This is a genomic window from Methylopila sp. Yamaguchi (assembly GCF_002897035.1).
Taxonomy (GTDB): domain Bacteria; phylum Pseudomonadota; class Alphaproteobacteria; order Rhizobiales; family Methylopilaceae; genus Methylopila.
Map to the genome: position 1 here is coordinate 64,192 of NZ_BAUX01000009.1, position 23,613 is coordinate 87,804.

18 protein-coding genes are annotated in these 23,613 nt (G+C 69.9%); 10 read left to right on the forward strand and 8 right to left on the reverse strand.

Going from position 1 to position 23,613, the window contains the following annotated elements:
- Positions 1 to 3: 3 nt before the first annotated feature.
- The 3 genes from METY_RS11985 to METY_RS11995 all read right to left on the reverse strand — a co-directional run bounded on the left by METY_RS11985 (position 4) and on the right by METY_RS11995 (position 9,781).
- Positions 4 to 1,398 (reverse strand): aminotransferase class I/II-fold pyridoxal phosphate-dependent enzyme, encoded by a 1,395-nt coding sequence (locus METY_RS11985; RefSeq protein WP_103121630.1) that lies wholly within the window; start codon positions 1,396 to 1,398, stop codon positions 4 to 6.
- Positions 1,395 to 8,942: a type I polyketide synthase gene (locus METY_RS11990; RefSeq protein WP_244593626.1), complete on the reverse strand. Its 7,548-nt coding sequence runs from the start codon at positions 8,940 to 8,942 to the stop codon at positions 1,395 to 1,397. The genes METY_RS11985 and METY_RS11990 overlap by 4 nt, the downstream gene beginning before the upstream one ends.
- A gap of 485 nt (positions 8,943 to 9,427) precedes the next feature.
- Positions 9,428 to 9,781 (reverse strand): hypothetical protein, encoded by a 354-nt coding sequence (locus METY_RS11995; protein WP_244593627.1) that lies wholly within the window; start codon positions 9,779 to 9,781, stop codon positions 9,428 to 9,430.
- 226 nt (positions 9,782 to 10,007) lie between these two features.
- On the opposite strand from METY_RS11995, the gene METY_RS12000 reads away from it, so the two are divergent.
- Positions 10,008 to 10,925, forward strand: a complete 918-nt coding sequence (locus METY_RS12000; protein ID WP_103121631.1) for a DMT family transporter — start codon at positions 10,008 to 10,010, stop codon at positions 10,923 to 10,925.
- Positions 10,926 to 10,936: 11 nt separating this feature from the next.
- Here METY_RS12000 and METY_RS12005 read toward each other — a convergent pair whose 3' ends face one another.
- From METY_RS12005 to METY_RS12020, 5 genes are all read right to left on the reverse strand, one after another.
- A complete protein-coding gene (locus METY_RS12005; protein WP_103121632.1) occupies positions 10,937 to 11,197 on the reverse strand; it encodes a hypothetical protein in 261 nt (86 codons plus the stop codon).
- 11 nt (positions 11,198 to 11,208) lie between these two features.
- A complete protein-coding gene (locus METY_RS12010) occupies positions 11,209 to 11,691 on the reverse strand; it encodes a hypothetical protein (protein ID WP_146035715.1) in 483 nt (160 codons plus the stop codon).
- Between the two features lie 99 nt (positions 11,692 to 11,790).
- Entirely contained in the window at positions 11,791 to 13,464 is a 1,674-nt protein-coding gene (locus tag METY_RS12015) for a formate--tetrahydrofolate ligase (protein WP_103121634.1), read from the reverse strand.
- Between the two features lie 148 nt (positions 13,465 to 13,612).
- Positions 13,613 to 13,738 carry a hypothetical protein gene (locus METY_RS21615; RefSeq protein ID WP_255400908.1) on the reverse strand — a complete coding sequence of 42 codons (126 nt, stop codon included), beginning with the start codon at positions 13,736 to 13,738 and terminating at the stop codon, positions 13,613 to 13,615.
- 49 nt (positions 13,739 to 13,787) lie between these two features.
- On the reverse strand, positions 13,788 to 14,252 hold the full coding sequence (locus METY_RS12020; RefSeq protein WP_103121635.1) for a pilus assembly protein N-terminal domain-containing protein: 465 nt from the start codon (positions 14,250 to 14,252) through the stop codon (positions 13,788 to 13,790).
- A gap of 401 nt (positions 14,253 to 14,653) precedes the next feature.
- On the opposite strand from METY_RS12020, the gene METY_RS12025 reads away from it, so the two are divergent.
- The 9 genes from METY_RS12025 (at position 14,654) to METY_RS12065 (ending at position 23,536) form a co-directional block, all read left to right on the forward strand.
- Positions 14,654 to 14,824 carry a Flp family type IVb pilin gene (locus tag METY_RS12025; RefSeq protein WP_444849085.1) on the forward strand — a complete coding sequence of 57 codons (171 nt, stop codon included), beginning with the start codon at positions 14,654 to 14,656 and terminating at the stop codon, positions 14,822 to 14,824.
- A 184-nt stretch (positions 14,825 to 15,008) separates the two neighbouring features.
- On the forward strand, positions 15,009 to 15,512 hold the full coding sequence (locus METY_RS12030) for an A24 family peptidase (RefSeq protein ID WP_103121637.1): 504 nt from the start codon (positions 15,009 to 15,011) through the stop codon (positions 15,510 to 15,512).
- Positions 15,513 to 15,658: 146 nt separating this feature from the next.
- Complete coding sequence (gene cpaB, locus METY_RS12035) at positions 15,659 to 16,450, forward strand: Flp pilus assembly protein CpaB (protein ID WP_103121638.1); 792 nt, start codon at positions 15,659 to 15,661, stop codon at positions 16,448 to 16,450.
- A 92-nt stretch (positions 16,451 to 16,542) separates the two neighbouring features.
- Positions 16,543 to 17,991, forward strand: coding sequence for a type II and III secretion system protein family protein (locus METY_RS12040; protein ID WP_103121639.1), 1,449 nt, complete (start codon positions 16,543 to 16,545; stop codon positions 17,989 to 17,991).
- A gap of 28 nt (positions 17,992 to 18,019) precedes the next feature.
- The gene (locus METY_RS12045; RefSeq protein WP_103121640.1) at positions 18,020 to 18,757 is read left to right on the forward strand and encodes a CpaD family pilus assembly protein; all 738 of its coding nucleotides are present in this window, start codon (positions 18,020 to 18,022) and stop codon (positions 18,755 to 18,757) included.
- Entirely contained in the window at positions 18,757 to 20,034 is a 1,278-nt protein-coding gene (locus METY_RS12050; RefSeq protein WP_200819665.1) for an AAA family ATPase, read from the forward strand. Before METY_RS12045 ends, METY_RS12050 begins: the two co-directional genes overlap by 1 nt.
- A gap of 30 nt (positions 20,035 to 20,064) precedes the next feature.
- Positions 20,065 to 21,540 carry a CpaF family protein gene (locus tag METY_RS12055; protein ID WP_103121642.1) on the forward strand — a complete coding sequence of 492 codons (1,476 nt, stop codon included), beginning with the start codon at positions 20,065 to 20,067 and terminating at the stop codon, positions 21,538 to 21,540.
- Between the two features lie 22 nt (positions 21,541 to 21,562).
- A complete protein-coding gene (locus METY_RS12060) occupies positions 21,563 to 22,546 on the forward strand; it encodes a type II secretion system F family protein (RefSeq protein WP_103121643.1) in 984 nt (327 codons plus the stop codon).
- Positions 22,547 to 22,561: 15 nt separating this feature from the next.
- Positions 22,562 to 23,536: a type II secretion system F family protein gene (locus METY_RS12065; RefSeq protein ID WP_244593628.1), complete on the forward strand. Its 975-nt coding sequence runs from the start codon at positions 22,562 to 22,564 to the stop codon at positions 23,534 to 23,536.
- Positions 23,537 to 23,613: the final 77 nt, after the last annotated feature.

Consider the following 23,613-nt stretch of genomic DNA (forward strand, 5'->3'; position numbering starts at 1 on the left):
GGTTCAGGCCGGTCGGGTCGCCTTGGCGAGCGCCGCCGCCATCTTGATGCCGAAACCGGCCTCCGCGAGCTTGGCGTGCTCGTCGGCGGTCACGGCGACGGCTTCGTCGATCTGGGCGGGCTCATGCTCGCTGGTGAAGAAGAAGCGAAGCCGGGCCGAACGCTCGGGCACCGCGGGATGGATGATCGGCAGCGCGTTCACGCCGCGCTCCAGCAGCCGGTTGGCCAGATGCACCGCGCGCAGGCTGTCGCCCACCATGACCGGCGAGATCGCGAAGCCGGCGCTGGCGCCGACGTCGAGGCCCGCGGCCTTGGCCTTCTCCACGAAGCGCTGGCCGATCGCGCGCAGCTTCGCCACCCGCTCGGGCTCGCGCTCCAGCACGTCGAGCGAAGCGATCGCCGCGCCCGCGACGGGCGGCGGCATGCCGACCGAGTAGACGAAGCCGGGCGCGGAGAACTTCAGATAGTCGCAAAGCGCGGCGGAGCCCGCGATGTAGCCGCCGCAGCCCGAGAGCGTCTTGGACAGCGTGCCCATCCAGATGTCGACCTCGTTCGGGTCGACGCCGGCCTCTTCCGCGATGCCGCGGCCGGTCTTGCCCAGCACGCCGAGCGAATGGGCTTCGTCCACCATCAGCCAGAAGCCGAACCGTTCGCGCAGCGCGACGAGACGCTTCAGGTCCGGAAAGTCGCCGTCCATGCTGTAGAGGCCCTCGACGACGACGAGCACCCGCGCGTGGCCATGGGCGTGGGCGATCAGCATTTCCTCGAGCGCGTCGAGATCGTTGTGCGGGAACAGCCGCCGCGTCGCGCCCGAGAGCGTCGCGCCGACCACGATCGAGTTGTGGGCGAGGCTGTCGTAGAGCACCAGGTCGCCCTGGCGCATCAGGTGGCCGATGGCCGAGACGTTGGTGGCGTGTCCGCTGACGAAGCACGCCGCCGCCTCGACGCCGATGAAGCGCGCGATCCGGCCTTCGAGCTCCTGATGGATCGGGCGTTCGCCCGCCACCAGCCGGCTCGCGGACACTGAGGTGCCATAGCGGTCGATTGCCGCCTTGGCGGCGGCGCTGACCTCCGGGTGTCCGTTCAGGCCGAGATAATTGTAGGAGGCGAAATTCAGGATGGTGCGGCCGTCGATGTGGGTGGTCGCGCCCGCCCGATCGTCATGCACGCGGAAGAAGGGCGTGCCGACGCCGATCAGCTCCGCCACCGCCTGCTGGGTGCGGATGTCCTTGAGCTCCGGCAGGTCCTGGAACCGGAGCTGGGCCTTCCGCGCCCGTTTCGCCCGCGGCGCCGCAGCCTCCGCGGAGCCGTCCTTCTTCGGGGCGGACTGCCTCAGCGCGCTGAGCAGTCCGTCCTTCGCCGAGCGCGACAGCGCGCCCACGCCACGCCGCTCGCTCATCCGCTCACCCGGCCGATCGCCGACCGGCGCTCCTCCACCGCCGCGCCGAAGGCCGCGAGGTCTTCGATCGCGACGTCATCGGAGACGTGACGGTTGACGAGATCCGCGTTGACCGCCGCGCTGTCGGCGCCGCCGTCCGGCTCGTGGATGCGCGAGACGATCGACTGAGCGATCGTCGTGAGGGTCGTGGAGTCGCCGATCGCGACAAGCGGCAGTTCGATGTCGAAGCGTCGCTCGACGCTCATGCGCAGCTCAAGGCCCATCAACGAGTCCATTCCAAGCTCGGCCAGCGGGCGCTGGGCCGAGATTTCCTTCGCCGGCAGCTTCAGAATGCGGGCCACCTCGCCGGCGAGGATCTCCGAGACAACGTCGCGCGCCTCGCGGGCGTCCTTCCCGCGCACAAGCGCGGCGAGGTCGATCTGTTCCACCGTGTCCTGCGGTCCGAGTTCGGCGCCAGCCAGCACTTCGGCGAAGGTCGGCGCCGCGAGGAAGGCGAGGTCGCGACGCGCCGCCGCCCAGTCGATCGGGGCGATGGCGACGACCGCCGTCTCCGGCCGACGGTCGTTGCGCGCCAGCACGGTCCCGAGCCCTTCCAGCGCCTCGGCGCCGGAAAGCGTGGCGTGGCCGAGCCGCCGCTGGATCTTCTCCTTCACCTCGCCGGTGCGGGCGAGATAGCCGACGTCGCCGAGCGCGCCCCAGGCGATCGCGAGTCCGGGCCTGCCCGCCGCCCGGCGCCGGCGGACCAGCGCCTCGAGCCAGGCGTTGGCCGCGACGTAGTTGGCCTGGCCAGGATTGCCGATGACCGTGGTGGCGGAGGAGTAGACCACGAACTGGCCGAGCGGATCGCTCGCCGTCAGCCGGTCGAGCGCCGCCGCGCCGTCGATCTTGGGCCGCAGCACGGCCTCGAAGCGCGCGGCGTCGAGGTTCGCAAGCAGCGAATCCTCCAGCACCATGGCGACGTGCCAAGCGCCGCCGATGGGGCCGAGCGACGCGCGGGTCTCGTCGAGCGCCTTCGCCAGCGCCGTCTCGTCGGCCGCGTCGCAGGCGAACACCTTCACCTCCGCGCCGGCCGCCTCCAGACGGGCGACGCCGGCCTTGGCGTGCTCGCCCTTCGCGCCGGACCGGCCGATCAGCGCGAGCTTGGTCGCGCCCTTGGCCACCAGCCACTCCGCGGTCGCGAGACCGAAGCCGCCGAGGCCGCCGACGAGCACATGCGCGCCCTCGGCCGCCTGGAACGACGCAGTCTCGGGAACGCTCAGAGCCTCGGGCGCCTGCGGGCGCACCACGATCTTTCCGATGTGCCCAGACTGCTGCATCAGCCGGAACGCGTCGCGCACCTCCGCGGCCCCGAAGGCGCGGTAGGGCAGTGGTGAGAACACGCCCTTCGCGAACAGCTTCAGCACGTCGCGGAACAGCTTTTGGCCGAGATCCTTGCGGTGGACCAGCAGCTGGTCGGCGTCGATGCCGAAGTAGGCGATGTTGCGCCGGAACGGACGCAGGCCGACGCGGCTGTTGGCGTAGTAGTCGCGCTTGCCAAGCTCGAGGAAGCGGCCGAAAGGCTTCAGCGTCTGGAGGCTGCGCTCCATCGCTTCGCCGAACAGCGAGTTCAGCACGACGTCGACGCCTTCGCCGCCCGTCAGGCGCTTGGCCTCGTCCACGAAGTCGAGGTTGCGGCTGGACAGCACGTGGCGGGCGCCGAGCGCGCGCAGCAGGTCGCGCTTCTCGTCGGAGCCGGCGGTCGCGATGACCTTGGCCCCGCGCCAGAGCGCGATCTGCAGCGCGGCCAGGCCGACGCCGCCGGCGCCGCCATGGATCAGCACCCACTCGCCCCGCTTGATGCGGGCGAGTTCGACCAGCGCATAGTAGGCGGTGAGGAAGCAGACCGGGATGGTCGCGCCCTCTTCGAAGGCGAGGCCTTCCGGCAGCGGCGCGACTGCGATCTCCGGCACGGTGACCTGGCTCGCGAAGGCGCCGGAGGCGAAGGTGACGACACGGTCGCCCGGCGCGAAGGCGGTGACGCCGGCGCCGACCGAGGTGACCACGCCCGAGCACTCGATGCCGAGGCCAGGACCGGCGAAGCCGTCCTCGAGCGCCTCTTCGGGGAGCAGGCCGAGCGCCCACATCACGTCGCGGAAGTTCAGGCCGACCGCGGCGACGTCGATCGCGACCTCGCCGGCCTGGGGCGCCACGATGGGCGCGGGGCGCCACGCGACGTCGTCCAGGCCGCCTTCGCGGCCGGTGTCGAGCTGCGCGCGGACGGCCGTCGCGCTCCCAGTCCCGACGGGAGCGGGAGGCAGGCCGTGGCGCAGCCGGGGAGCGCGCACCCCGCCAGCCGAGATCTCGATCTCGACGTCGGCGCGGGGCGTGGCGATCTCGGCGGCGACGGCGCGCGCCGCGGCTTCGTCGGCGAGCGCCGGATCGACGTCGATCAGCCGGATGTCCTGGCCCCGGAACTCGTTGCGCACGACGCGCAGGAAGCCGGCGAGGGCCGCCTGGTCGGTGCGGCCGCCGCTGTCGAGCGTCCAACCGAGCGCGCCTGGCGCGACGATCCACAGCCGCGCTTCCGCAGCGGCCGCGGCGCGGACGAGGCTGAGCACGCGGCCGGAGCGGGCCGTCGCGGTCGCGGAGTCGTCCGGGCCCGCGGCGTCGAACACGGCGACGAGGTCGGGCTTCGGCGCCGATTTGGCCGCCTTGCCCAGGCCGAGATCGAGGGCTTGGCCCCAGTCGCCGGCAATCTCGTCCACGATCCGCGCGACCTTGCGGCCCGCGCCCGCGATCGCCTCCGACAGGCCCGCGGCCAGGGCGCTCTCGCCGGTTTCGGCGAACAGCGAGACCGGGCCGCCGGCGGCGGTCTCCTCCGTCTCCGCCGCGCGGGTGGCGCGGGTGGCGACGGCGAGCGTGGTCGGCGCGCGGGCGCCAGCGACGGGCGCGAAGGCGTGGTCCGTCAGCCGGGCGTCCGCGAAGTCGGCGGCCCAGTCCTCGGGCGCGCGGGCCGCGCCGACCGGGAAGGCGTCGGCGGCCGACCGGTCGAACCATGACGGGTCGAGGCCGAGCGTGACGTCGAGGAAGGGGGCGGGTTCGACGGCCGCCAGCAGCAGACGCCCGCCGTCAGCGAGCGCCGCCGCGAGGCGGCGGACCGCCTCGTGGTCGTGCAGCGCGGCTCCCCAGCCGACGGCGCCGACGATCAGGTCGAACCGACCTGGGGCGTCCCCGTCGGAGCCTGGATCGAAGGCGGCGACCGTAACCCCGGGCGCGCCCGCGAAAGCGAAGCGCAGGCGCTCCGCGGCGGTGGCGTCGGGGTCGGTCACAGCGAGGGTCACGCGCGGGTCGCCGCCAAGCGGCAGCAGGCGGCGGGTGAGCGCGCCCGCGCCGGCGCCGAGCTCGAGGATCCTGAGCGGCCGGTCGGCCGGCCAGCCAGCCAGCGTGTCGGCCGCGAGCGCCGCGACGGCCTCGACGCCCGCCGCGACGAGCGGCGCGCCGCCGGCGAGATGCGCGAGGGTGGAGGCGCCGAAGGGCGCGCCGGCGCCCGGGCCCTGCTTCAGCGTCTTCGGCAGCAGGGACAGCGCGCGTGTGGCGAGCGTCACCTCGGCGCTGCGGTCGGGATGGTCGGCCAGCACAGTGCGGGCGATGTCGACCGCCGACGGAAGGCCGGTGGCGGCGGCGAGCGTCCAGGTCTCGCCGTCGAGCGAGGCATGGCCGCGCTCCTCGAGGATGGCGAGAAGACGGTTGGCGAGGCGGACCGACCCCGCGGCCAGACGCTTTCGGGCGATCAGCGCGGCGACCGAGCCGCTGCGGCTACGGCCGAAGATCGCGACCAAGGCCTCATGGGCGAGCGCGACAGCGAAAGCTTCCAGCAGCAGGTCGTCGTCCGCCCGGTCGTCGGCGTCGCCGGCGACGCCGAGCGCCTTGGCGCGGGCGACGAGGGCCGCGGCCTCAAGCGCCGGCGGCGTCTCGCCGCCGAGCGGCGCGCCGATCAGCGCCGGGGCCGGATGGTACGACAGCCGCTCGAGCGGCGTGCGCCGCGCCAGCGTGACGGCCCGGAAGCGCGCGTCGGTCAGCGTCGCGACGATCTCGCCATCGACGCCGAACACGGTGAAGGTCGCGTCGATCGACCGTGGGCTGAAGCGGCGGATGCGGATCTCCGCGCCGCCGATCGCGGCGCCGGGCTTCATCAGCCGCAGCGCCCCGAAGCGCATCGGCAGGTAGGTCACGTCCGGCCGGTCGCCGTGCTCGCCGAACAGCGTCAGCAGTCCGTGGAAGCAGGCGTCGAAGTCGGCCGGATGCAGGCCGTAGCGGTCGTCGCGCGCGCCGGCCCGATCAGCCTCCGGCTTCAGCGTGACGCGGATCGCATGCGGCGCGGGCCGGTCGACCCGCTCGACAGCGCGGAAGGCCGGGCCAAAGCCCAGGCCGTGTATCTCGGAGCGGGCGTAGATCGCGGCGGAGGTGAAGCTCGGGCCGTCGCCGGAGACGGGCTCCGGAGCCGGGACCACCTTGGTCGGCGTCGGCGCCACGCGCCCGCTGGCGTGCAGGATCCAGTCGTCGGAGCGCAGGCGCGGGCGGCTGAGAATCTCGACCGTGCGACTCTCCGGCGAGATGCGGGTGCGCACCTCCGTCAGCGACTCGGAATCGAGCGTCAGCGCGTGCGGAATCTCGAAGTCCGAGAGCTCGACGGTCGGCGTCTTCAGCCAGGCGCGGCCGGCGGCGAGCGCCATCTCGGCCAGCGCAGCGGCCGGCACCACCACGCGACCGCCGACCTTGTGGTCGGCGAGAAGCGGCGCGACCAGCGGGTCGAGGTGCGTGGTCCACTGGTCGCTGTCGACCTTGAGCCGCGCGCCGATTAGGGGGTGCTGGTCGTAGCCGTGGTAGATGCCTTGGCCTTCGCCGGTGACGGACACCGCGAAGCGCGCGTTCTGCCAGGGGTAGGTCGGCAGCTTCGCGGCGGGGCCGCTGAGCCGTCCGAAGGCGAGGTCGCGATCGACGCGGCCGCCCTTGGCGATCACGCGCGAGAGCGTGCGGCGCACCGGGTCGTGCTCGCCGGGGCCGTGGTCGTCGCAGGACAGCGCGCCGCCCTGGACCTCCTCCGCGGTGAGCACGTCGGAGATGTAGGTCTGCAGCACCGGCCGGGGCCCGATCTCGACGAAGATCCGGGCGCCGAGCGCCGCGGCCGCGGCGACGGCGTCGGAGAACAGAACCGGCTGGCGGACGTTGTCCCACCAGTAGTCGGCGCCAAGGGCCGATCCTTCGACCAGCGCGCCCGTCACGCTCGACACGAAGGCGCGCCGCGTCGCGCGCGGCTTCAAGCCCTTGAGGTCGGCCAGCAGCGGCGCGCGCACGCCCTCGATCAGGCCGGTGTGGAAGGGGTAGTCGATGTCCAGAACGCGCACCGCGATGCGCTTGGACTTGGCGAAACGCTGCAGTTCGCGGATTTCGGCCTCGGGGCCAGAGACGGTGATCGAGCGGGCGCTGTTGACCGCAGCGATCTCGACGCCCTCGAAGCCTCCGTAGTCCAGCAGCGCCTGCACCTCGTCCGCCGGCGACAGCACGGCCGCCATCGCGCCGGCCTTCCAGGCGATCTCCTGGTGGAGGCTGCGCGAATGCACGACCTCCGCCGCCTGCTCCAGCGTCAGCGCGCCGGAGGCGTAGGCCGCGGCGACCTCGCCGACCGAATGACCGAGCACGACGTCGGGCGTCACGCCGACGGCGCCCAGCGCTGCAGTGGTGGCGACCTGGACCGCGAACAGCAGCGGCTGGGCGAACTCGGCGCGGCGGAGCTTGTCCGCGAGATCCTCGGCGAACAGCGCCTCGCGCAGCGACCAGCCGGCGACCTTTCCGAACGCCGCGTCGACCTCGTCGAGGCTGGTGCGGAAGGCGCGATCCTGGGCGTGGAGCTTCCGCCCCATGCCGGCCCACTGCGAGCCGTTGCCCGAGAAGGCGAAGGCGACAGGCGCCTCGCGGCCGACCGCCTGGTCCGCCGCTGCGCCTGCGACCTCGCCGGTCGCGGCGAAGGCGGCGAGCGTCGCGGCCCAGCTCTGGGCGTCGTCGCTTTCGAGCACGAGACGGCGGGGCAGCAGGTCGCGCGTCGCGGCCACGCTGGTCGCGATCCGGCGGGCTTCCGCCGCGTCCGCGCCGTCGAGCGATTTGGCGTAGGCGCCGGCGAGCGCCGACAGCGCCTCGCGCGAGCGCGCCGAGAGCGCCAGCACCGGAGCGGTCGCCGAGGTTTGAGCTGGCCGCGGCCCGGCGTGGCCAAGGCGGTCCTCGGGTGTCGGGTCGTAGACCACCACGTGCGCGTTGGTGCCGCCGAAGCCGAAGGAGTTCACGCCGGAGTAGCGCGCCTGGGCGCCGCGCGGCAGCGGCGTAAGCTCGGTCGCAACCCGGAGGTTGAGCTCGTCGAACGGAATGTCGGGATTCGGCTCCTCGAGGTGGAGCGAGGCCGGAAGCAGGTCGTTCTCAAGCGCGAGATCGACCTTCAGCAGCCCGACGAGGCCCGAGGCCGGCTCGAGATGGCCGACGTTGGTCTTGACCGAGCCGATCGGCAGCGGCCCGACGGTGCGGCCCTTGAAGGCGCGGCCGACGGCGCTCGCCTCGGCCGGGTCCCCGACGCGGGTGCCGGTGCCGTGCGCCTCGATAAAGGCGAGACGGTCGGGGTGGACCCCGGCGTCGGAGTACAGCCGCTCAAGCAGCGCGACCTGGGCGTCGGACGACGGCAGCGACATGCCGACGGTGCGGCCGTCGGAGTTCACGCCGGAGGCCGCGATCATCAGGCGCATCGGGCGATGGGCGGCGCGGGCGACGTCGGCGCGCTCGATCACCAGAGCCACGCCGCCTTCGGCCCGCACGTAGCCGTCTGCGCCGGCGTCGAAGGCGCGGCAGCGGCCGCGCGGCGACAGCATGGTCGCCTGGGCGAAGGAGATAAACGGGAACGGGCTGCCGAGAATGCTGACGCCGAGCACCACCGCCCGCTCGATCCGTCCGGAGCGCAGGGCCACGACCGCTTCGTTCAGCGCGACCAGCGACGACGAGCAGGCCGTGTCGATGGTGAAGCTCGGCCCGTGCAGGTCATAGACGTAGGAGATGCGGTTCGAGACGATCGACAGCGTGTTGCCGGTCGCGAAATAGGGGTCGGCCGAGGCGGTGTCGAAGATGACCCGGTTGCCGTAGTCGAGCGCGGAGGCGCCGACGAACACGCCAGTCTCGCTGCCGGCGATGCTCGAGGGCGGAATCCCGGCGTCCTCGAGCGCCTCCCAGACCAGCTGCAGGCCGAGGCGCTGCTGCGGGTCCATCTGCTCGGCCTCGCGCGGCGAGATGCCGAAGGCGGCCGGATCGAAGCCGAACACGTCGTCCAGAACGCCCGCCGCGAAGGTGTAGCTCTTGCCCGGCTCGCCCTTGCGGGGATGCAGATAACGCGCGTGGCTCCAGCGATCCTCACCGATTTCCGTGACGGCGCAACGGCCCTCGGCCAGCATATTCCAGAACGAGGGGACGTCGTTGGCGCCCGGAAGACGACACGACCGTCCGACGACGGCGAGCGACAAGGGAGCTTTCATGACAGGGCCTGCGCGCAAGCGTCACGAAAACGCCGTCCGGCAGCGCTCGGCCGTGACGAAACCGTCACAAGGCCGCGCCGGGGGCGCGTCGTGGAGGGGGACGAAGGCACTAAGGCGGCGCGGGCGATGTGGAACAAATCAGGTCCGATATGAGCTGTGAACGTGGCTGTACGGGTCATGACGCGGTGCAACATAACCCGTCGGGGGACGATCGCCCAACCCTTGTTCCAGCGCCGCGTGACCGTCTTGGCCGCATGGGTGGTCCTGAATGCGTGTTGCGCAGGCGTTCCCCGCCCCATGCGTCCTCTCGCGGTGTCCGCGCCGTCGTTCACGGTGTCGTGCCGAAGCGGACCCTACACGACTTTCGACGCGTTCGCCTATGGCCTCGTCGCGGATCGCGGATGCATGGAGGTCAGGCGCCAATGCGCCATTCAGTTGATCCGGGCTCCGCCGCTTGAGGGATGCGGAGGCGGGCCCCGGGGGCGTCAGTCGCTCTTCCGCGTGAGCCGGCGGGCGTTGGCGCGCACCATGCGGGACGCCGGCCGCATCGCCGCCTCGCTGGCCGCCACAAACAGGCCGGCCGCTGCGATCGGATCCCGCGCCCCGGCCATGGCCGTCATGACCTTCGTCGCCGCCAGACCGCCCTCGAACGCGGCGGACATCTTTTCGGCGACCATGCGCTGCGCCTCGGCGAGGCCTGCGGCGGAGGGCGATCCCGCCTCCTGCACCATCTGCGTCACGCGGTGCGCCATCACGACGCCCGCGAAGGGGCCCATGGCGGCGAAACCGCCGGCGAGCGCCGCCTGCTTGCGCCACAACTCGAAAAGCTTGGGGGTCATCAACTGCACCGGGTCACGCGAGCGCCGGCAGCAGGCCAAGGGTGGCCAGCGCGTCGCCGCGGCTGAGAACATTAGTATGTGGGGCGAACAGGTCCATGCGTCTTTCGGTTCCATGTCGTAGCGGGGGGCGGGCCCCGCGCCCTGAGCGGACCACCGCCGATTGACCCTCCGGCGGGCGCGGGCGATACGCAGACCCCCTGAGACAACCGGCGCGGAGGCGCGAGTCGTGAGCGCTTCCGGAGCGACGGGTCTTCGGCCGTTCGACCGGCCCTATCTGCTGCTGTCGCTGGCGTCGCTGTTCTGGGCCGGCAACATCGTCCTCGGGCGTTTCATCGCGGACCATATCCCGCCGGTGGCGCTGACCTGGACGCGCTGGGTGGGGGCCTTCATCCTGCTCGCGCTCGTCGCGCGCCGCGATCTCCTGCGCGACCTGCCGGCGCTGCGCAGCCGCTGGCCGCAGTTGGTCGGGCTCTCGGCGCTGGGCGTCGCCGGCTATACGGTGCTCGCCTATTGGGCTCTGCATTACACCCAAGCCCTGAACGCGCTTCTCGCCCAATCCGTCACGCCGTTGGTCATCGGGGTCTGGAGCTTCGCGCTGTACCGCGACGCGCTGACACCGCGGCAGGCCGTGGGCGTCGTTGTCTCGCTTGCAGGCGTTGCGACGATCGTGACGCGCGGCGACCTTGGGGCGCTGGCGCGGATCGACGTCAACCTCGGCGACCTGATCTTCATGGTCGCGATCGCGCTCTACGCTCTCTATTCGACGCTCCTGCGCGACAAGCCGAAGGTCGCCCAGACCTCGCTCCTCACGGCACTGATGGCTCTCGCAGCCATCCTCCTCACCCCGGCGCTCCTCTGGGAGATCGCGCAGGGCCGGACGATGTCCTTCGACGCGGTCTCCTTAGGCTCGCTCGCCTACGTCATCGTCTTCCCCTCGACGCTCGGCTACCTCTTCTACAACCGCGGCGTGGAGCTGATCGGCGCGAACCGAGCCGGTCCGTTCTTCCATCTCATCCCGCTGTTCGGGGCCGCTCTCGCCATCCTGCTGCTGGGGGAGCGCCCGCAGGCCTATCACGCGGTCGGCTTCGCGCTGGTGCTCGCCGGCGTGTGGACGGCGGCCCGAAGCGGGCCGGCGCGCAGCTGAGGCGGCGGACGTCAGTTCACCACGTCCGCCGCGTTCGACTTCACCCGAATGAGGTAGGCGTTGAAGGTGACCGTGCAGCCGGTGATCGCCCAGAAGTTAGCGAGCGTCGCCGTAAGGGTCGCGGACGGCGTGGTCGCGGCGAGGGTCGCCGGCGACAGGGCCCACTGGGTGATCCCGCCGGTCTTGGTCGACAGGTTGAGCGTCGAGCCCACGCCCTGCCCGGCGGCGGCGCAGGCTGCGACCGCGGCGAGGCTGAGAACGGCTCGCTTCATCGGCTCCGCCCTCACGGCTTCGGCGCGTAGGCGGCGCGGAACGAGATCGTGCAGCCGGCGATGTCGAGGAAGTTGGTGAGCCGGCCCGTCACCTCGACGAAGGTGGTCGAGGCCGTGACGGCCGCAGGCGACACTGTGAAGGCGCGGTAGGCGCCGCTCGCATTGGTGATCAGCACGCCGTTATGGCGCACGCCGAAGGAGGCGTAGTTGCCGTTCGGGATCGCGCCGCCGGGCAGGAACACCGCGTAGATCGCCTGTCCGTCGTGCACGAAGGAGAAGCGGGCGTCCGCGCCGTTGTTGCTGAGATTGGCCGGACGGTAGAGCGTCCTGAGGAGCGTGCCGACGCCGATGTCGCGACGTTCCGCGACGCCAGGCGCACAGGCCGCGGTCGCGGCGGTGACGTTCGCGTCGCCCTGCCAGAGCACGACGGCGGACGCAGGCGTCGCGCCGCACACGAGCGCGGCGAGCGCCGCGCCCAAAAGACTGCGTGTCATGCAAGCCCCCCGGCGATCACGACCGACCCAGGGAGGCTACGCCGGTCTCCGCTACGCCGCCGGCGGAGCGGAGCTACGTGCGACTACCTAAGACGAACGTCAGGCGATGCCGTCGATCACGCCGTTCTCGAGCAGGCGCATGTTCACCGAGGCCGGGACCTTCGGCAGGCCCGGCATGGTCATGAGCTCGCCGCAGATCACCACGATGAAGCCGGCCCCGGCGGAGAGCCGCACCTCGCGGATCGGCAGCGTGTGGCCGGTCGGGGCGCCGATCGCAGTCGGATCGGACGAGAACGAGCTCTGGGTCTTCGCCATGCAGACCGGGAAGGAGCCGTAGCCGGCGGCCTCCCACTCTTTGAGCTGCTTCTTGATGGCCGCGCTCGCGGTCACCCGGTCGGCCCGGTAGAGCTTTTTGGCGATGGTCTCGACCTTCTCGAGCAACGGCAGCTCGTCGCCGTAGAGGAACTCGAAGTTCGCCTTTTCGCGCTCGACCAGGTCGACCAGCGTGCGCGCGAGCTCTTCCGCGCCGGCGCCGCCCTCGGCCCAGTGCTTGCAGACGACCGCGTCGACGCCGAAGTCCGACTTTACGCGGCGCTTCAGCGTCTCGACCTCGGCCTCGGTGTCGGAGACGAAGTGGTTGATCGCCACCACGACCGGGAGGCCGAAGCCCTTCATGTTCTCGATGTGGCGTCCGAGGTTGGCGAGGCCGGCCTCGAGCGCCGGGACGTTCTCGGAGGTGAGCTCCGCCTTCGCCACGCCGCCGTGCATCTTGAGCGCGCGGATGGTGGCGACGATCACCACCGCGTCCGGCGAGATGCCGGACTTGCGGCACTTGATGTCGAGGAACTTCTCGGCGCCCAGGTCCGCGCCAAAGCCGGCCTCCGTCACCGTCCAGTCGGCGAGCGCGAGGCCCGTGGTGGTGGCGATGACCGAGTTGCAGCCGTGGGCGATGTTGGCGAAGGGGCCGCCGTGGATGAAGGCGGGCGTGCCCTCGATCGACTGCACCAGGTTCGGCCTGAGCGCGTCGCGGAGCAGCACGGACAGCGCCCCCTCGGCCGCCACGTCCTTGGCGGTGATCGGCTTCTTGTCCGGGGTGTAGGCGACCACGATGCGGCCGATCCGCTCCTCAAGATCCTTCAAGTCGTTCGCCAGGCAGAAGATCGCCATGATCTCGGAGGCGACCGTGATGTCGAAGCCGGCCTCCCGGGTGTAGCCGTTGGTCGGCGCGCCGACGCCCGAGATGATGCTCCGCAGCGTGCGGTCGTTCATGTCGATCACGCGGCGGAAGACGATGCGGCGCGGGTCGATGTTGAGGGGGTTGCCCCAGTAGAGCGAATTGTCGACCAGCGCGGCGAGCAGGTTGTTCGCCGAGGTGATCGCATGGAAGTCGCCGGTGAAGTGCAGGTTGATCTGCTCCATCGGCAGAACCTGCGCCCAGCCGCCGCCGGCCGCGCCGCCCTTCACGCCGAACACCGGGCCGAGCGAAGGCTCGCGCAGGCAGACCACGGCCTTCTGGCCGATGCGGTTCAGCGCGTCGCCGAGGCCGACGGTGGTCGTGGTCTTGCCTTCGCCCGCGGGCGTCGGATTGATCGCGGTGACCAGCACCAGCTTGGCGCCGGGCTTCTTCGGCAGGCCGGCGATGAAGCGGTCGTCGATCTTGGCGATCGTCTTGCCGTGCAGATGCAGGGCGTCTTCCGGAATGCCGACTTTGGCCGCGATCTCGACGATCGGCTTGAGTTCGACGGAACGGGCGATCTCGATGTCGGTCGGCATAGCGGCTCCGGCTGACGTGGCGCGAAGGAGACCGGCCGCCAAAGCCGAGCCCCTTGAGGATGGGGCGCTTTTGTCACCTTTCGGGGCTTGGTTCGCAACCGTGTCCGAGAACCGCAGACGAAGGTCTTATGCGAGCCTGCGGGACGCTTCAGCCGAAGCCGACGAGCCGCGCCAAGCCGCCGGCCACGGCGACGAAGGCGCTCTCCAGCATGGCGAGCGTGAGGGCTAGAATCGGGAGCGCAAGCGCCGCGGCCTCGCCGGCTCGCCGCCTCATGCGCGAACCGCCGAGCCGTCGGACCAGCGGGCGGAGTCTTTCATTTGGCTCACTCGGCTTTCACGCCGGCGGACATGCCGGAGCGCTGACCGATCTGCTTCGCCGTCGCCGAGAAGCTTTCGTCGCTGTCGCCGATCGCGAGCACAGGCTCGCAGCGCGGGGTGCAAGCGAGGCTTTCGCGCTTGCCGCCGCGCTGGACGACGATCGTGGCGTCCTGCGCGCGGCCGACATGCACGAGCGTCTCGCTCAGCAAGGTTCCCGCACCGTCAAGGAGCATGATGTTGGTCGTCCCGAAGCTCTTGCCGGTGATGACCAGCACGCCGTTCCGCTGGCTGGTGGCGTCGGCGATCAGCGGGTTGCCGACAATGACCGTCGCGGTGCCTTCCGGCGACCGGATCACGCTCGCGCGGTCGACCGTCACCTCGATGGCGTCGTTCGCGGCGCCCGCCGGCGCGGCGAGAAGCATGAGACCGCAGATAGCGGCGATGCGGCGGGCGGCCATCCGGGCGCTCATGACGTCGTTTCCCCAACCTTAGGTCGTGTCAGGAAAGCGGAATTGGGTGAACGAAGTCCTAACCTTGTTCTGAACGTCGCCGTTTTTCTCCGGGCGCCCTGCGCCTGAACCCTCAAACTTTATCATCGTCACCTGACGTTGCTGCCGGTGAGCCGCGCGTAACCCGCAAGCGACCGCCCACGCAGAGGTTATCTTTTGACTTTCATCTTACGTTAATCAAGCTTTTTTACGCAACGATGCTTTAACCGTGAGTGCTTTCAATTTAACTCACCTCGAAGTTGCTTTTGCGATTAACTCAATCGCAACCCGAGCGTGGTCTTATGAGGCTGTTCCAGCGGGCCAGCGACGACACGAGGACGCGGGACAGGAGCAGTCGTAACCTCTGTAGACCAGGAGTCTTCGTGATGAATTTCTTCAAGCGTTTCGCTAAGGACGAGTCCGGCGCCACCGCGATTGAGTACGGCCTGATCGCTGTCGGCATCGCTATCGCCATCATCACCGCCGTCGGCCTGGTCGGCGACGAGCTGGGCGCCACGTTCAACGACGTCAAGAGCAACCTCGAGGCCCGGTAATACCGGTCGAACGGGTCACGCCTCTCCTCGCGTTCGCCGGCCATGCGCCGGCGGACGTAGGGGCGACAAAGCCGCCGTTCCTGATCCAAGGGCGGCGGTTTTTTCTTGGGGGTCTTCGCGCGGCGTTAAGCCCGCTCGGGCATGGTCTCGCGTGGGGAATGGCTAAGACAGAACGGAGCGCGTCATGCTTGAGACGATGGTGGTGGTGGTGCTGCCGGCGTTGGTCGCCGTGGCCGCCGTGTCCGATCTCCTCACGCTGACGATCCCCAACCGTCTCGTCTTCGCTCTTGTGGCCGCGTTCGTCGCGGCGGCGCCGCTCAGCCATCTCGATCTCAGTCAGATCGCCCTGCACGCGGCGGCGGGCGTCCTTGTCCTGGCGATCGGCATTCTTCTGTTCATTCCCGGCTGGATCGGGGGCGGCGACGCCAAGCTCGCGGCTGCGGTCGCGCTCTGGTTCGGCTTCGAGCCGTTGCTGTCCTGGTTCGTGTCGTTCGCGCTCTTTGGAGGCGCGCTCACATTTGCGGTGCTGCGGTACCGGAGCGCCCCGCTTCCCGACCGGTGGGCTCGGATCGGCTTCCTCAAGAAGCTGCACTCGCCGCGCGAGGGCGTGCCCTACGGCCTGGCGCTCGCCGCCGGGACGCTCATGCTGCTGCCGAGCACCGCATGGTTCGCATCGATAGGGCGATAGGTCGCTGAGTGATGAGCGGCCGTTAACCTGAGCGCTGGGCCGAAAGACGTCTTGTTAACCACGAATTGACGTTTGGCTGGTTGAATCCCCGAGAACGACGCTCGTCCCGCGATTAGCGGCGCCGGGCCGATGATGGGGGTCGCCTGATGAAAGCCGCTCGCCTTGTGGTGCTTGGCATCGCGCTCGTCGCCGGGCTTGGAGCTGCGATGCTCGCCGGGGGCGGCCGCGACGCGCCTGAAGCGCCGGTCGCGGACACCAAGCCGATGAACACGGTCGACGTGCTCGTCGCCGCAGCCGATATCCCGCTCGGCTCCGTCGTGAAGGCGGAGGACGTGCGCTGGCAGGCCTGGCCGCAGGACGCGGCCAACGCGCAGTTCCTGCAGAAGCCCGCGATGCCTCAGGCGATCGAGACCACGGCGGGCTCGATAGCTCGTTCGCCTTTCGTCGCCGGCGAGCCGATCCGCGCCGACAAGCTGATCAAGGGCAACGGCTCCGGATACATGGCCGCGATCCTGCCGGCGGGCATGCGCGCGATCTCCATCGAAATCTCGCCCGAGACCGGCGCCGGCGGCTTCATCCTTCCGAACGACCGCGTCGACGTGATTCTCACCCGCCGCCAGCAGGGCGCGAACGGCCGCGAGGAGACCTACTCCGAGACGATCGGCGCCAACGTCCGGGTGCTGGCGATCGACCAAGCCGTCGAGGACAAGGACGGCAAGCGCGTCGTGGTCGGCAAGACCGCGACTCTCGAGCTGAGCCCCGCCCAGACCGAACAGCTCGCGCTCAGCCGCCAGCTCGGCACGCTCTCGCTCGCACTCCGCTCGCTCGCCGACTCAGGGCCGAGCCCGAGCGACGGCGTCGCCTCTGAGCTCAACAAGCGCGGCGGCGGACTGACCATCGTCCGCTTCGGCGTAGCGAGCCAAGGGGGCGCCCGGTGATCGACCGTCCCGCGCCGCAGCCTCAGCCGCCCTCGAGCCCTCCGTCACGCTTAGGCGACGACACCCCTTCCAGCGCCAGGATCCGACGCGCCATGACCGCCAGCGTGCTCAGCGTCCTTCTTTCGACCACGGTCCGGCTTCGCCGCGGTCTCCGCGCCACGCTTGTCGCGACCGCGGCCGTCTCCCTCGCCACGGGTCCCGCGGCGATCGCCGCCGATCCCTCCTACTACGCTGAGGCGCAGCCGGGCGGTCAGGGCGACCGAATCGACCTCGGCATCGGCAAGTCCTACGTCGTAACGCTGCCGCGCGACGCCAAGGAGGTGTTCGTCGCGGATCCTGCGGTCGCTAACGCCGTCGTCCGCTCAGCCCGCAAGGCCTACCTCATCGGGGCCGGCCCGGGGCAGACCGACGTGATGTTCCTCGACGCGGACGGCCGCGAGATCGCGGCCTACGAGGTCTCGGTGTCGCGCGACGTGGGGTCCATCCGCTCCTCGATCGGCCGCTCGCTCGGCGGCGCCGGAAACATCCGTGTCGAAGGCGTCGGCGACGGCGTCGTGGTGACCGGTTCGGTGAAGTCCGCGCAGGAGGCGCAGACCGCCGTCGACATCGCCGCGGGCTACATGGCCGATCCCAAAAAGGTCGTGAACGCGCTCAAGATCGAGGGGCAGGATCAGGTCCTGCTCAAGGTCCGCGTCGTCGAGATGAAACGCGAGGTCGTGAAGCAGCTCGGCGTCGATTACGCCCTCAACAATTTCAAGATCGGCGGGACGGTCTTCGACGGCGAGACGAATTTCCCGTTCTCCGCCAACAACTCGGCGCCCGCGGCCGCGCTGGTCGGCACCTACGCCGCCAACGGCGGCACCTTCCAGGCGCGGCTGCAGGCGATGGAGCGGAACGGCGTCATCCGGACGCTCGCCGAGCCGAACCTCACCGCGATCTCGGGCGAGAGCGCGAAGTTCCTGGCGGGCGGCCAGTACCCGTTCCCTGGGCCCTGCTCCATTGCGGACGGCGTCTGCACGCGCACCGTCGAGTTCAAGGACTTCGGCGTTGGGCTGAACTTCACGCCGGTGGTGCTGTCGAGCGGCCGGATAAGCCTGAAGATCGCAACTGAAGTCAGCGAGTTGGATCCGGCCAACGGCATCACCGACAACGGGCTGGTCATTCCGGGTCTGACCGTTCGCCGCGCGGACTCGACGGTCGAGATCCCGTCAGGCGGTTCGCTGGTCATGGCGGGACTGATCCAGCAGCAGACCAAGCGGTCCGCGAACGGACTGCCGGGCCTGATGAAGCTTCCGATCCTCGGAGCGCTGTTCCGCTCCAACGACTTCCTGAAGAACGACACCGAGCTCGCGATCTTCGTCACGCCCTATCTGGCCAAGGCGACGGCGCCCACGAAGCTCGCGTCCCCGGACGACGGCTTCGCCGAGCCCACCGACCAGTCCAACCTCCTCCTCGGCCGGCTGAACCGCCTCTACGGGATTCCCGGCAAGATTGACCCCTCGACTGTCAGCCACCGCCGCGGCGGCTTCATCATCGATTGAGCGTGAGTCGCGCAACGGAGCGCCGCAGATGACCTTTCCCCACGCTTTCCTGTTCCGCGCAGCGAGGCTCGCCTGTCTTGGCGCCGCGGCCGCGGCGCTCGCCGGCTGCCATGCCGACCGGATCGTCGGCGACGACTACCCGCAGACCTACCAGCAGCGCCATCCCATCGTACTCGCAGAAGGCGAGGCCAAGCTCGACCTGCCGGTCGGAGCGACGCGGGAAGGCCTCACCCAGCGTCAGAAAGAAGACATCCGCGCCTTCGCCGCGGACTGGCGCAGGAACGGCCGCGGCCCCATCGCCATCCTTTCGCCCCGCGGGGGAGCGAGCGACGCCGCGGCGGCCTACGCCCTGCCCGCCGTGCGCACCACGCTCGCGGCGGCCGGCGTGCCGGCGACCGCCGTGCTCAGCCAGCGCTACACCGCCGAGGCGCCGGACCATTTCGCGCCGCTCCGGCTGGGCTACGTCAAGCTGAAGGCCGAGGTGCCGCATCCGTGCGGGCTGTGGCCGGACGATCTCGGCCATGGCGGCGGAGACTTCCGCGGCGCGACGCAGAACCGCGACTACTGGAACTTCGGTTGCGCCACGCAGCAAAACCTCGCCGCGCAGGTCGCCGATCCGGAAGACCTCGCCCGGCCGCGGGCTGAAACCCCCGTCTACGCGGCGCGCCGCCAGACCGTGCTCCAGAAGCATCGCGTCGGCGAGGACACGACGACGCAGTACAAGCAGGAAGATCCGGACATCAGCGGCATCGGGGGCTCGAAGTGATGAACAGGCTCGCCTCGCATCTGGGACCGGCCGTCGACGAACCCTCGCCCGCGCCCGTCGACATCATCGCGCCGCTTCCGCGCGTCTCGATCCAGGCGTTCTGCGAGACGCCCGAAATCGCGCGCCTCGTCGAGCACGCCGCGACCGACCGACGGATGGAGAAGGCGCACGTCAAGGTACAGATGGGCGGCGGCCTCGCCGCGGCCGAGGCCTACAAGAACGCGCCCACGCCCAATGTCATCGTCATCGAGGGCGACGCCCACCGCGAACGCCTGCTCGACATCCTCCACCGCCTGTCCGACGTCTGCGATCCCGGCACCAAGGTGGTCGTCATCGGGCAGGTCAACGACGTGCTGCTCTACCGCGAGCTGATGCGGCAGGGCGTCAGCGACTATCTCGTGCCGCCGTTCGACGTGGTCGACCTGGTGCGCTCGCTGTCGGAGATCTTCCGCGCGCCGGGCGCCGATCCGGTCGGCCGCACCGTGGCCTTCGTCGGCGCTAAGGGCGGCGTCGGCTCCTCGACCATCGCGCACAACGTGTCTTGGGCGATCGCGCGCCAGATCAAGCTCGACAGCGTCGTGGTCGACCTCGACCTCGCCTTCGGCACCGCGGGGCTGAACTTCAATCAGGATCCGCCGCAGGGCGTCGCCGAGGTGGTGTTCGCTCCGGACCGGCTGGACGCCGCGCTGGTCGACCGCCTGCTCTCGAAATGCACCGAGCAGCTCTCGCTGCTCGCCGCGCCGGCGACCCTCGACCGGGTCTACGACTTCCACGAGGACGTGTTCGACCCGCTGCTCGACATTCTAAGGGCGAACGTGCCCTGCGCCGTGCTCGACGTGCCGCATGTCTGGACCGCCTGGTCGAAGCGCGCCCTGATCGCGGCCGACGAGGTGGCGATCGTGGCGACGCCGGACCTCGCGAACCTGCGCAACGCGAAGAACCTGATCGACCTTCTGAAGGCCGCGCGGCCGAACGACGGTCCGCCGCGGCTGATCCTGAACCAGGTCGGCGTTCCGAAACGTGCGGAGATCAAGCCGCAGGACTTCGCGAAGGCGCTCGACCTCGAACCGGCGGCGATCGTGCCCTTCGATCCGCAGCTATTCGGCACGGCGGCGAACAACGGCCAGATGCTGGCCGAGACCGCCGCCGGCCACAAGACCAACGAGATGTTCGTCGAGCTCGCAAAGCGCCTGACCGGCCGGACGGAGGCCAGGAGGGCCAACCGCTCTCTGCTGGAGCCGCTTATGGCCCGCATCAATCGGAAGAAAGCCGGCTAAGCCCGGGCTCGGACGGAGAGAAGCGCCACGATGTTCGGAAAACGCGGAACGCCGGCGACGCCCGCCACGACGGCCGGCTTCGCGCGCCAATCCACGGCGGCGAGCGAGTTCGGCGCGCCGTTGATCGCGGTCGCGCCGATCGGCGCTCCCGCCGCGTCGCCGCACTCCGACCCGCGCCCGGCGGCGCCGCCGCCGATCGACACCCGCCGCAACGACGAGTACTTCCAGACCAAGAGCCGGATCTTCGGCGCCCTGATCGAGGCGATCGACCTCGCCCAGCTCGCCCGCCTCGACACCGAAAGCGCGCGCGAAGAAATCCGCGACATCGTCAACGAGATCATCGCGATCCGGAACGTCGTGATGTCGATCGCCGAGCAGGAGGAGCTGCTCGACGACATCTGCAACGACGTCCTCGGCTACGGCCCGCTCGAACCCTTGCTGGCCCGCGACGACATCTCGGACATTATGGTCAACGGCGCCGAGCGGACCTACATCGAGGTCGCCGGCAAGGTGCAGCAGACCTCGATCCGCTTCCGTGACAACTCGCAGCTTCTCAACATCTGCCAGCGCATCGTCAGCCAGGTCGGCCGTCGCGTCGACGAAAGCTCGCCGATCTGCGACGCGCGTCTTCCCGACGGCTCGCGCGTCAACGTCATCGTCTCGCCGCTGGCGCTCGACGGCCCGACGCTCACCATCCGCAAGTTCAAGAAGGACAAGCTGACGCTCGACCAGCTGGTCAAGTTCGGCTCGATCAGCCCCGAGGGCGCCGAGATCCTCAAGATCATCGGGCGCGTCCGCTGCAACGTGCTGATCTCGGGCGGCACGGGCTCCGGCAAGACGACTCTGCTCAACTGCCTGACGCGCTACATCGACGAGGACGAGCGCATCATCACCTGCGAAGACGCGGCCGAGCTGCAGCTGCAGCAGCCGCACGTGGTGCGCCTCGAGACCCGTCCCCCGAACCTCGAAGGCGAGGGCACGGTGAGCATGCGCGACCTCGTCAAGAACTGCCTGCGCATGCGGCCCGAGCGGATCATCGTCGGCGAGGTGCGCGGGCCGGAGGCCTTCGATCTGCTCCAGGCGATGAACACGGGCCACGACGGCTCCATGGGCACGCTGCATGCGAACTCGCCGCGCGAAGCGCTGTCGCGTCTGGAGTCGATGATCACCATGGGCGGCTTCACGCTGCCGTCGAAGACCATCAAGGAGATGGTCTGCACCTCGGTGGACGTCATCGTGCAGGCTTCGCGCCTGCGCGACGGCTCGCGCCGCATCACCCACATCACCGAGGTGATGGGGATGGAGGGCGACGTCGTCATCACCCAGGACATCTTCCTCTACGACATCCTCGGAGAGGACGCGAACAAACGGCTGATCGGCCGGCATCGGTCGACCGGCATCGGCCGTCCCCGGTTCTGGGAGCGCGCGCGCTACTTCGGCGAGGAGAACCGCCTCGCGGCGGCGCTCGACGCGGCCGAGAGCAACAACGAAAGCCGCGTCGCATGAGCCCGGCGAGCGGAGACCGCGCATGATCGACATGGACCGGCTCCCCGTCATCCTGCTCGCGACCGTCGCGGCCGGCGGCGCGGCCTACGCGCTGCTCTACCCGCTGATCTCCGGCGAAAAGCGCGTGGAGGACCGGAAGAAGCTCGCCGGCGTCGGCCTCGATCGCCGGCGCGTGGTCGCCCAGACGGCGCAGGAGACCCTCCGGCGCGGGCAGGTCGCCGACAGCCTCAAGGCGCTCGACGAGAGGCAGAAGCGCATCAACCGTCCGTCCCTCAGCATGCGGATCGAGCAGGCCGGGCTGACCTGGTCGAAGGAGCGCTTCTACGTGATGAGCGCGGCCGTCGCGGTCGTCCTCGGCTTCGTAGCGTTCGTCCTTACCCGCGACCTTCGCATCGGGCTGCTCGCGGCCTTCGTCGGGGGCCTCGGCTTGCCGCGCTGGGCGCTCTCCTTCCTGCGGAAGCGGCGCATCGCCCGATTCCTGAACGAGCTGCCGAACGCCGTGGAGGTTATCCTTCGCGGCCTAAAGGCCGGTCTTCCGCTCGGCGACTGCATCCGCATCGTCGCCAACGAGACCCAGGAGCCGGTGAAGTCGGAGTTCCGCACGATCGTCGAGGAGCAGGCCGTCGGCATCCCCCTGTCCGAAGCCGTCGCCAAGCTCTACGAGCGGATGCCGGTGACGGAAGCGAACTTCCTCGGCATCGTCATCGCCATCCAGTCCAAGGCCGGCGGCAGCCTGTCCGACGCTCTCGGCAACCTCGCGCGGGTGCTCCGCGACCGCAAGAAGATGAAGGCGAAGATCCAGGCGATGAGCATGGAGGCCAAAGCGTCGGCCGCCATCATCGGCTCTCTTCCGATCATCACGATCGGGATCATCTCGGTGACGAGCCCCGACTACATGTCGCTGATGTGGACCACCGATCTGGGCCGCGTGCTCCTCGTCGCCGGCGGATGCCTGATGCTGACGGGCGTGCTGGTCATGAAGAAGATGATCAGCTTCGACTTCTAACGACGGAAACGGCGCGTGATCGACCAGATCTTTCGGACCATCAACGATCCGCACGCCATGGCGATGCTGCTGGCGGCGATCGCGGCGGTCGCGACCGTCGTGACCTTCGCCATGCCCTTACTGGCAGGCGACCAGCTTGAGAAACGCATGAAATCGGTCGCGATCGAGCGGTCGCGGATCCGCGCGCGCGAACGCGAACGCCTCGCGCGCGCCGACCGGACAAGCCTGAAGCGCGAGCCGAAGGCCTACATGCAGAACATCGTCAGCCAGCTGAACCTGGCCAAGCATTTCGGCACCGCCGACGCCAAGGAGCGCCTGCTCCAGGCGGGCTACCGGGGTCCGGGCGCCATGACGACGTTCCTGTTTTTCCGGCTCGTCGCGCCCCTCGCCTTCATGGCGGTGTCCCTCGGCTACCTCTTTCTCATCAATGATCTTGGGAAGCCGCCGCTCATGCGGCTCGGCGCGGTGGTGTTCGCCACCTACCTCGGCATCAAGGCGCCGGAACTGTTCCTCAGGAACCAGACGCAGAAGCGCCAGACTTCGATGAAGCGGGCGTTTCCCGACGCCCTCGATCTGATGCTGATCTGCGTCGAGGCGGGCATGTCGGTCGAAGCCGCGTTCCGCAAGGTCGCGGATGAAATTGGCGCCCAGTCGATCCCGCTCGCGGAAGAGCTGACGCTCACAATGGCGGAGATGTCCTATCTGCAGGATCGCCGGCTGGCCTACGAGAACTTCGGCATGCGCACTGGGCTGGAATCGGTGAGGTCTGTGGCGACCGCGCTGATCCAGGCGGACAAGTACGGCACGCCCGTGAGCCAGGCGCTGCGGGTGCTCGGGCAGGAAAGCCGCGACATGCGGATGGCGGAGGCGGAGAAGAAGGCGGCAGCCCTACCTCCGAAGCTGACGGTGCCGATGATCGTCTTCTTCCTGCCCGTGATCTTCATCGTGATTCTCGGTCCGGCCATCATTCAGGTGCTGGCGGTCAAATAGCCTCTACCGACGCGGCCATTGACACGAGGCGGCGTCGGCGCTTCACCTCGCGCCCGACAAAAGCCTACGCCTCGAGA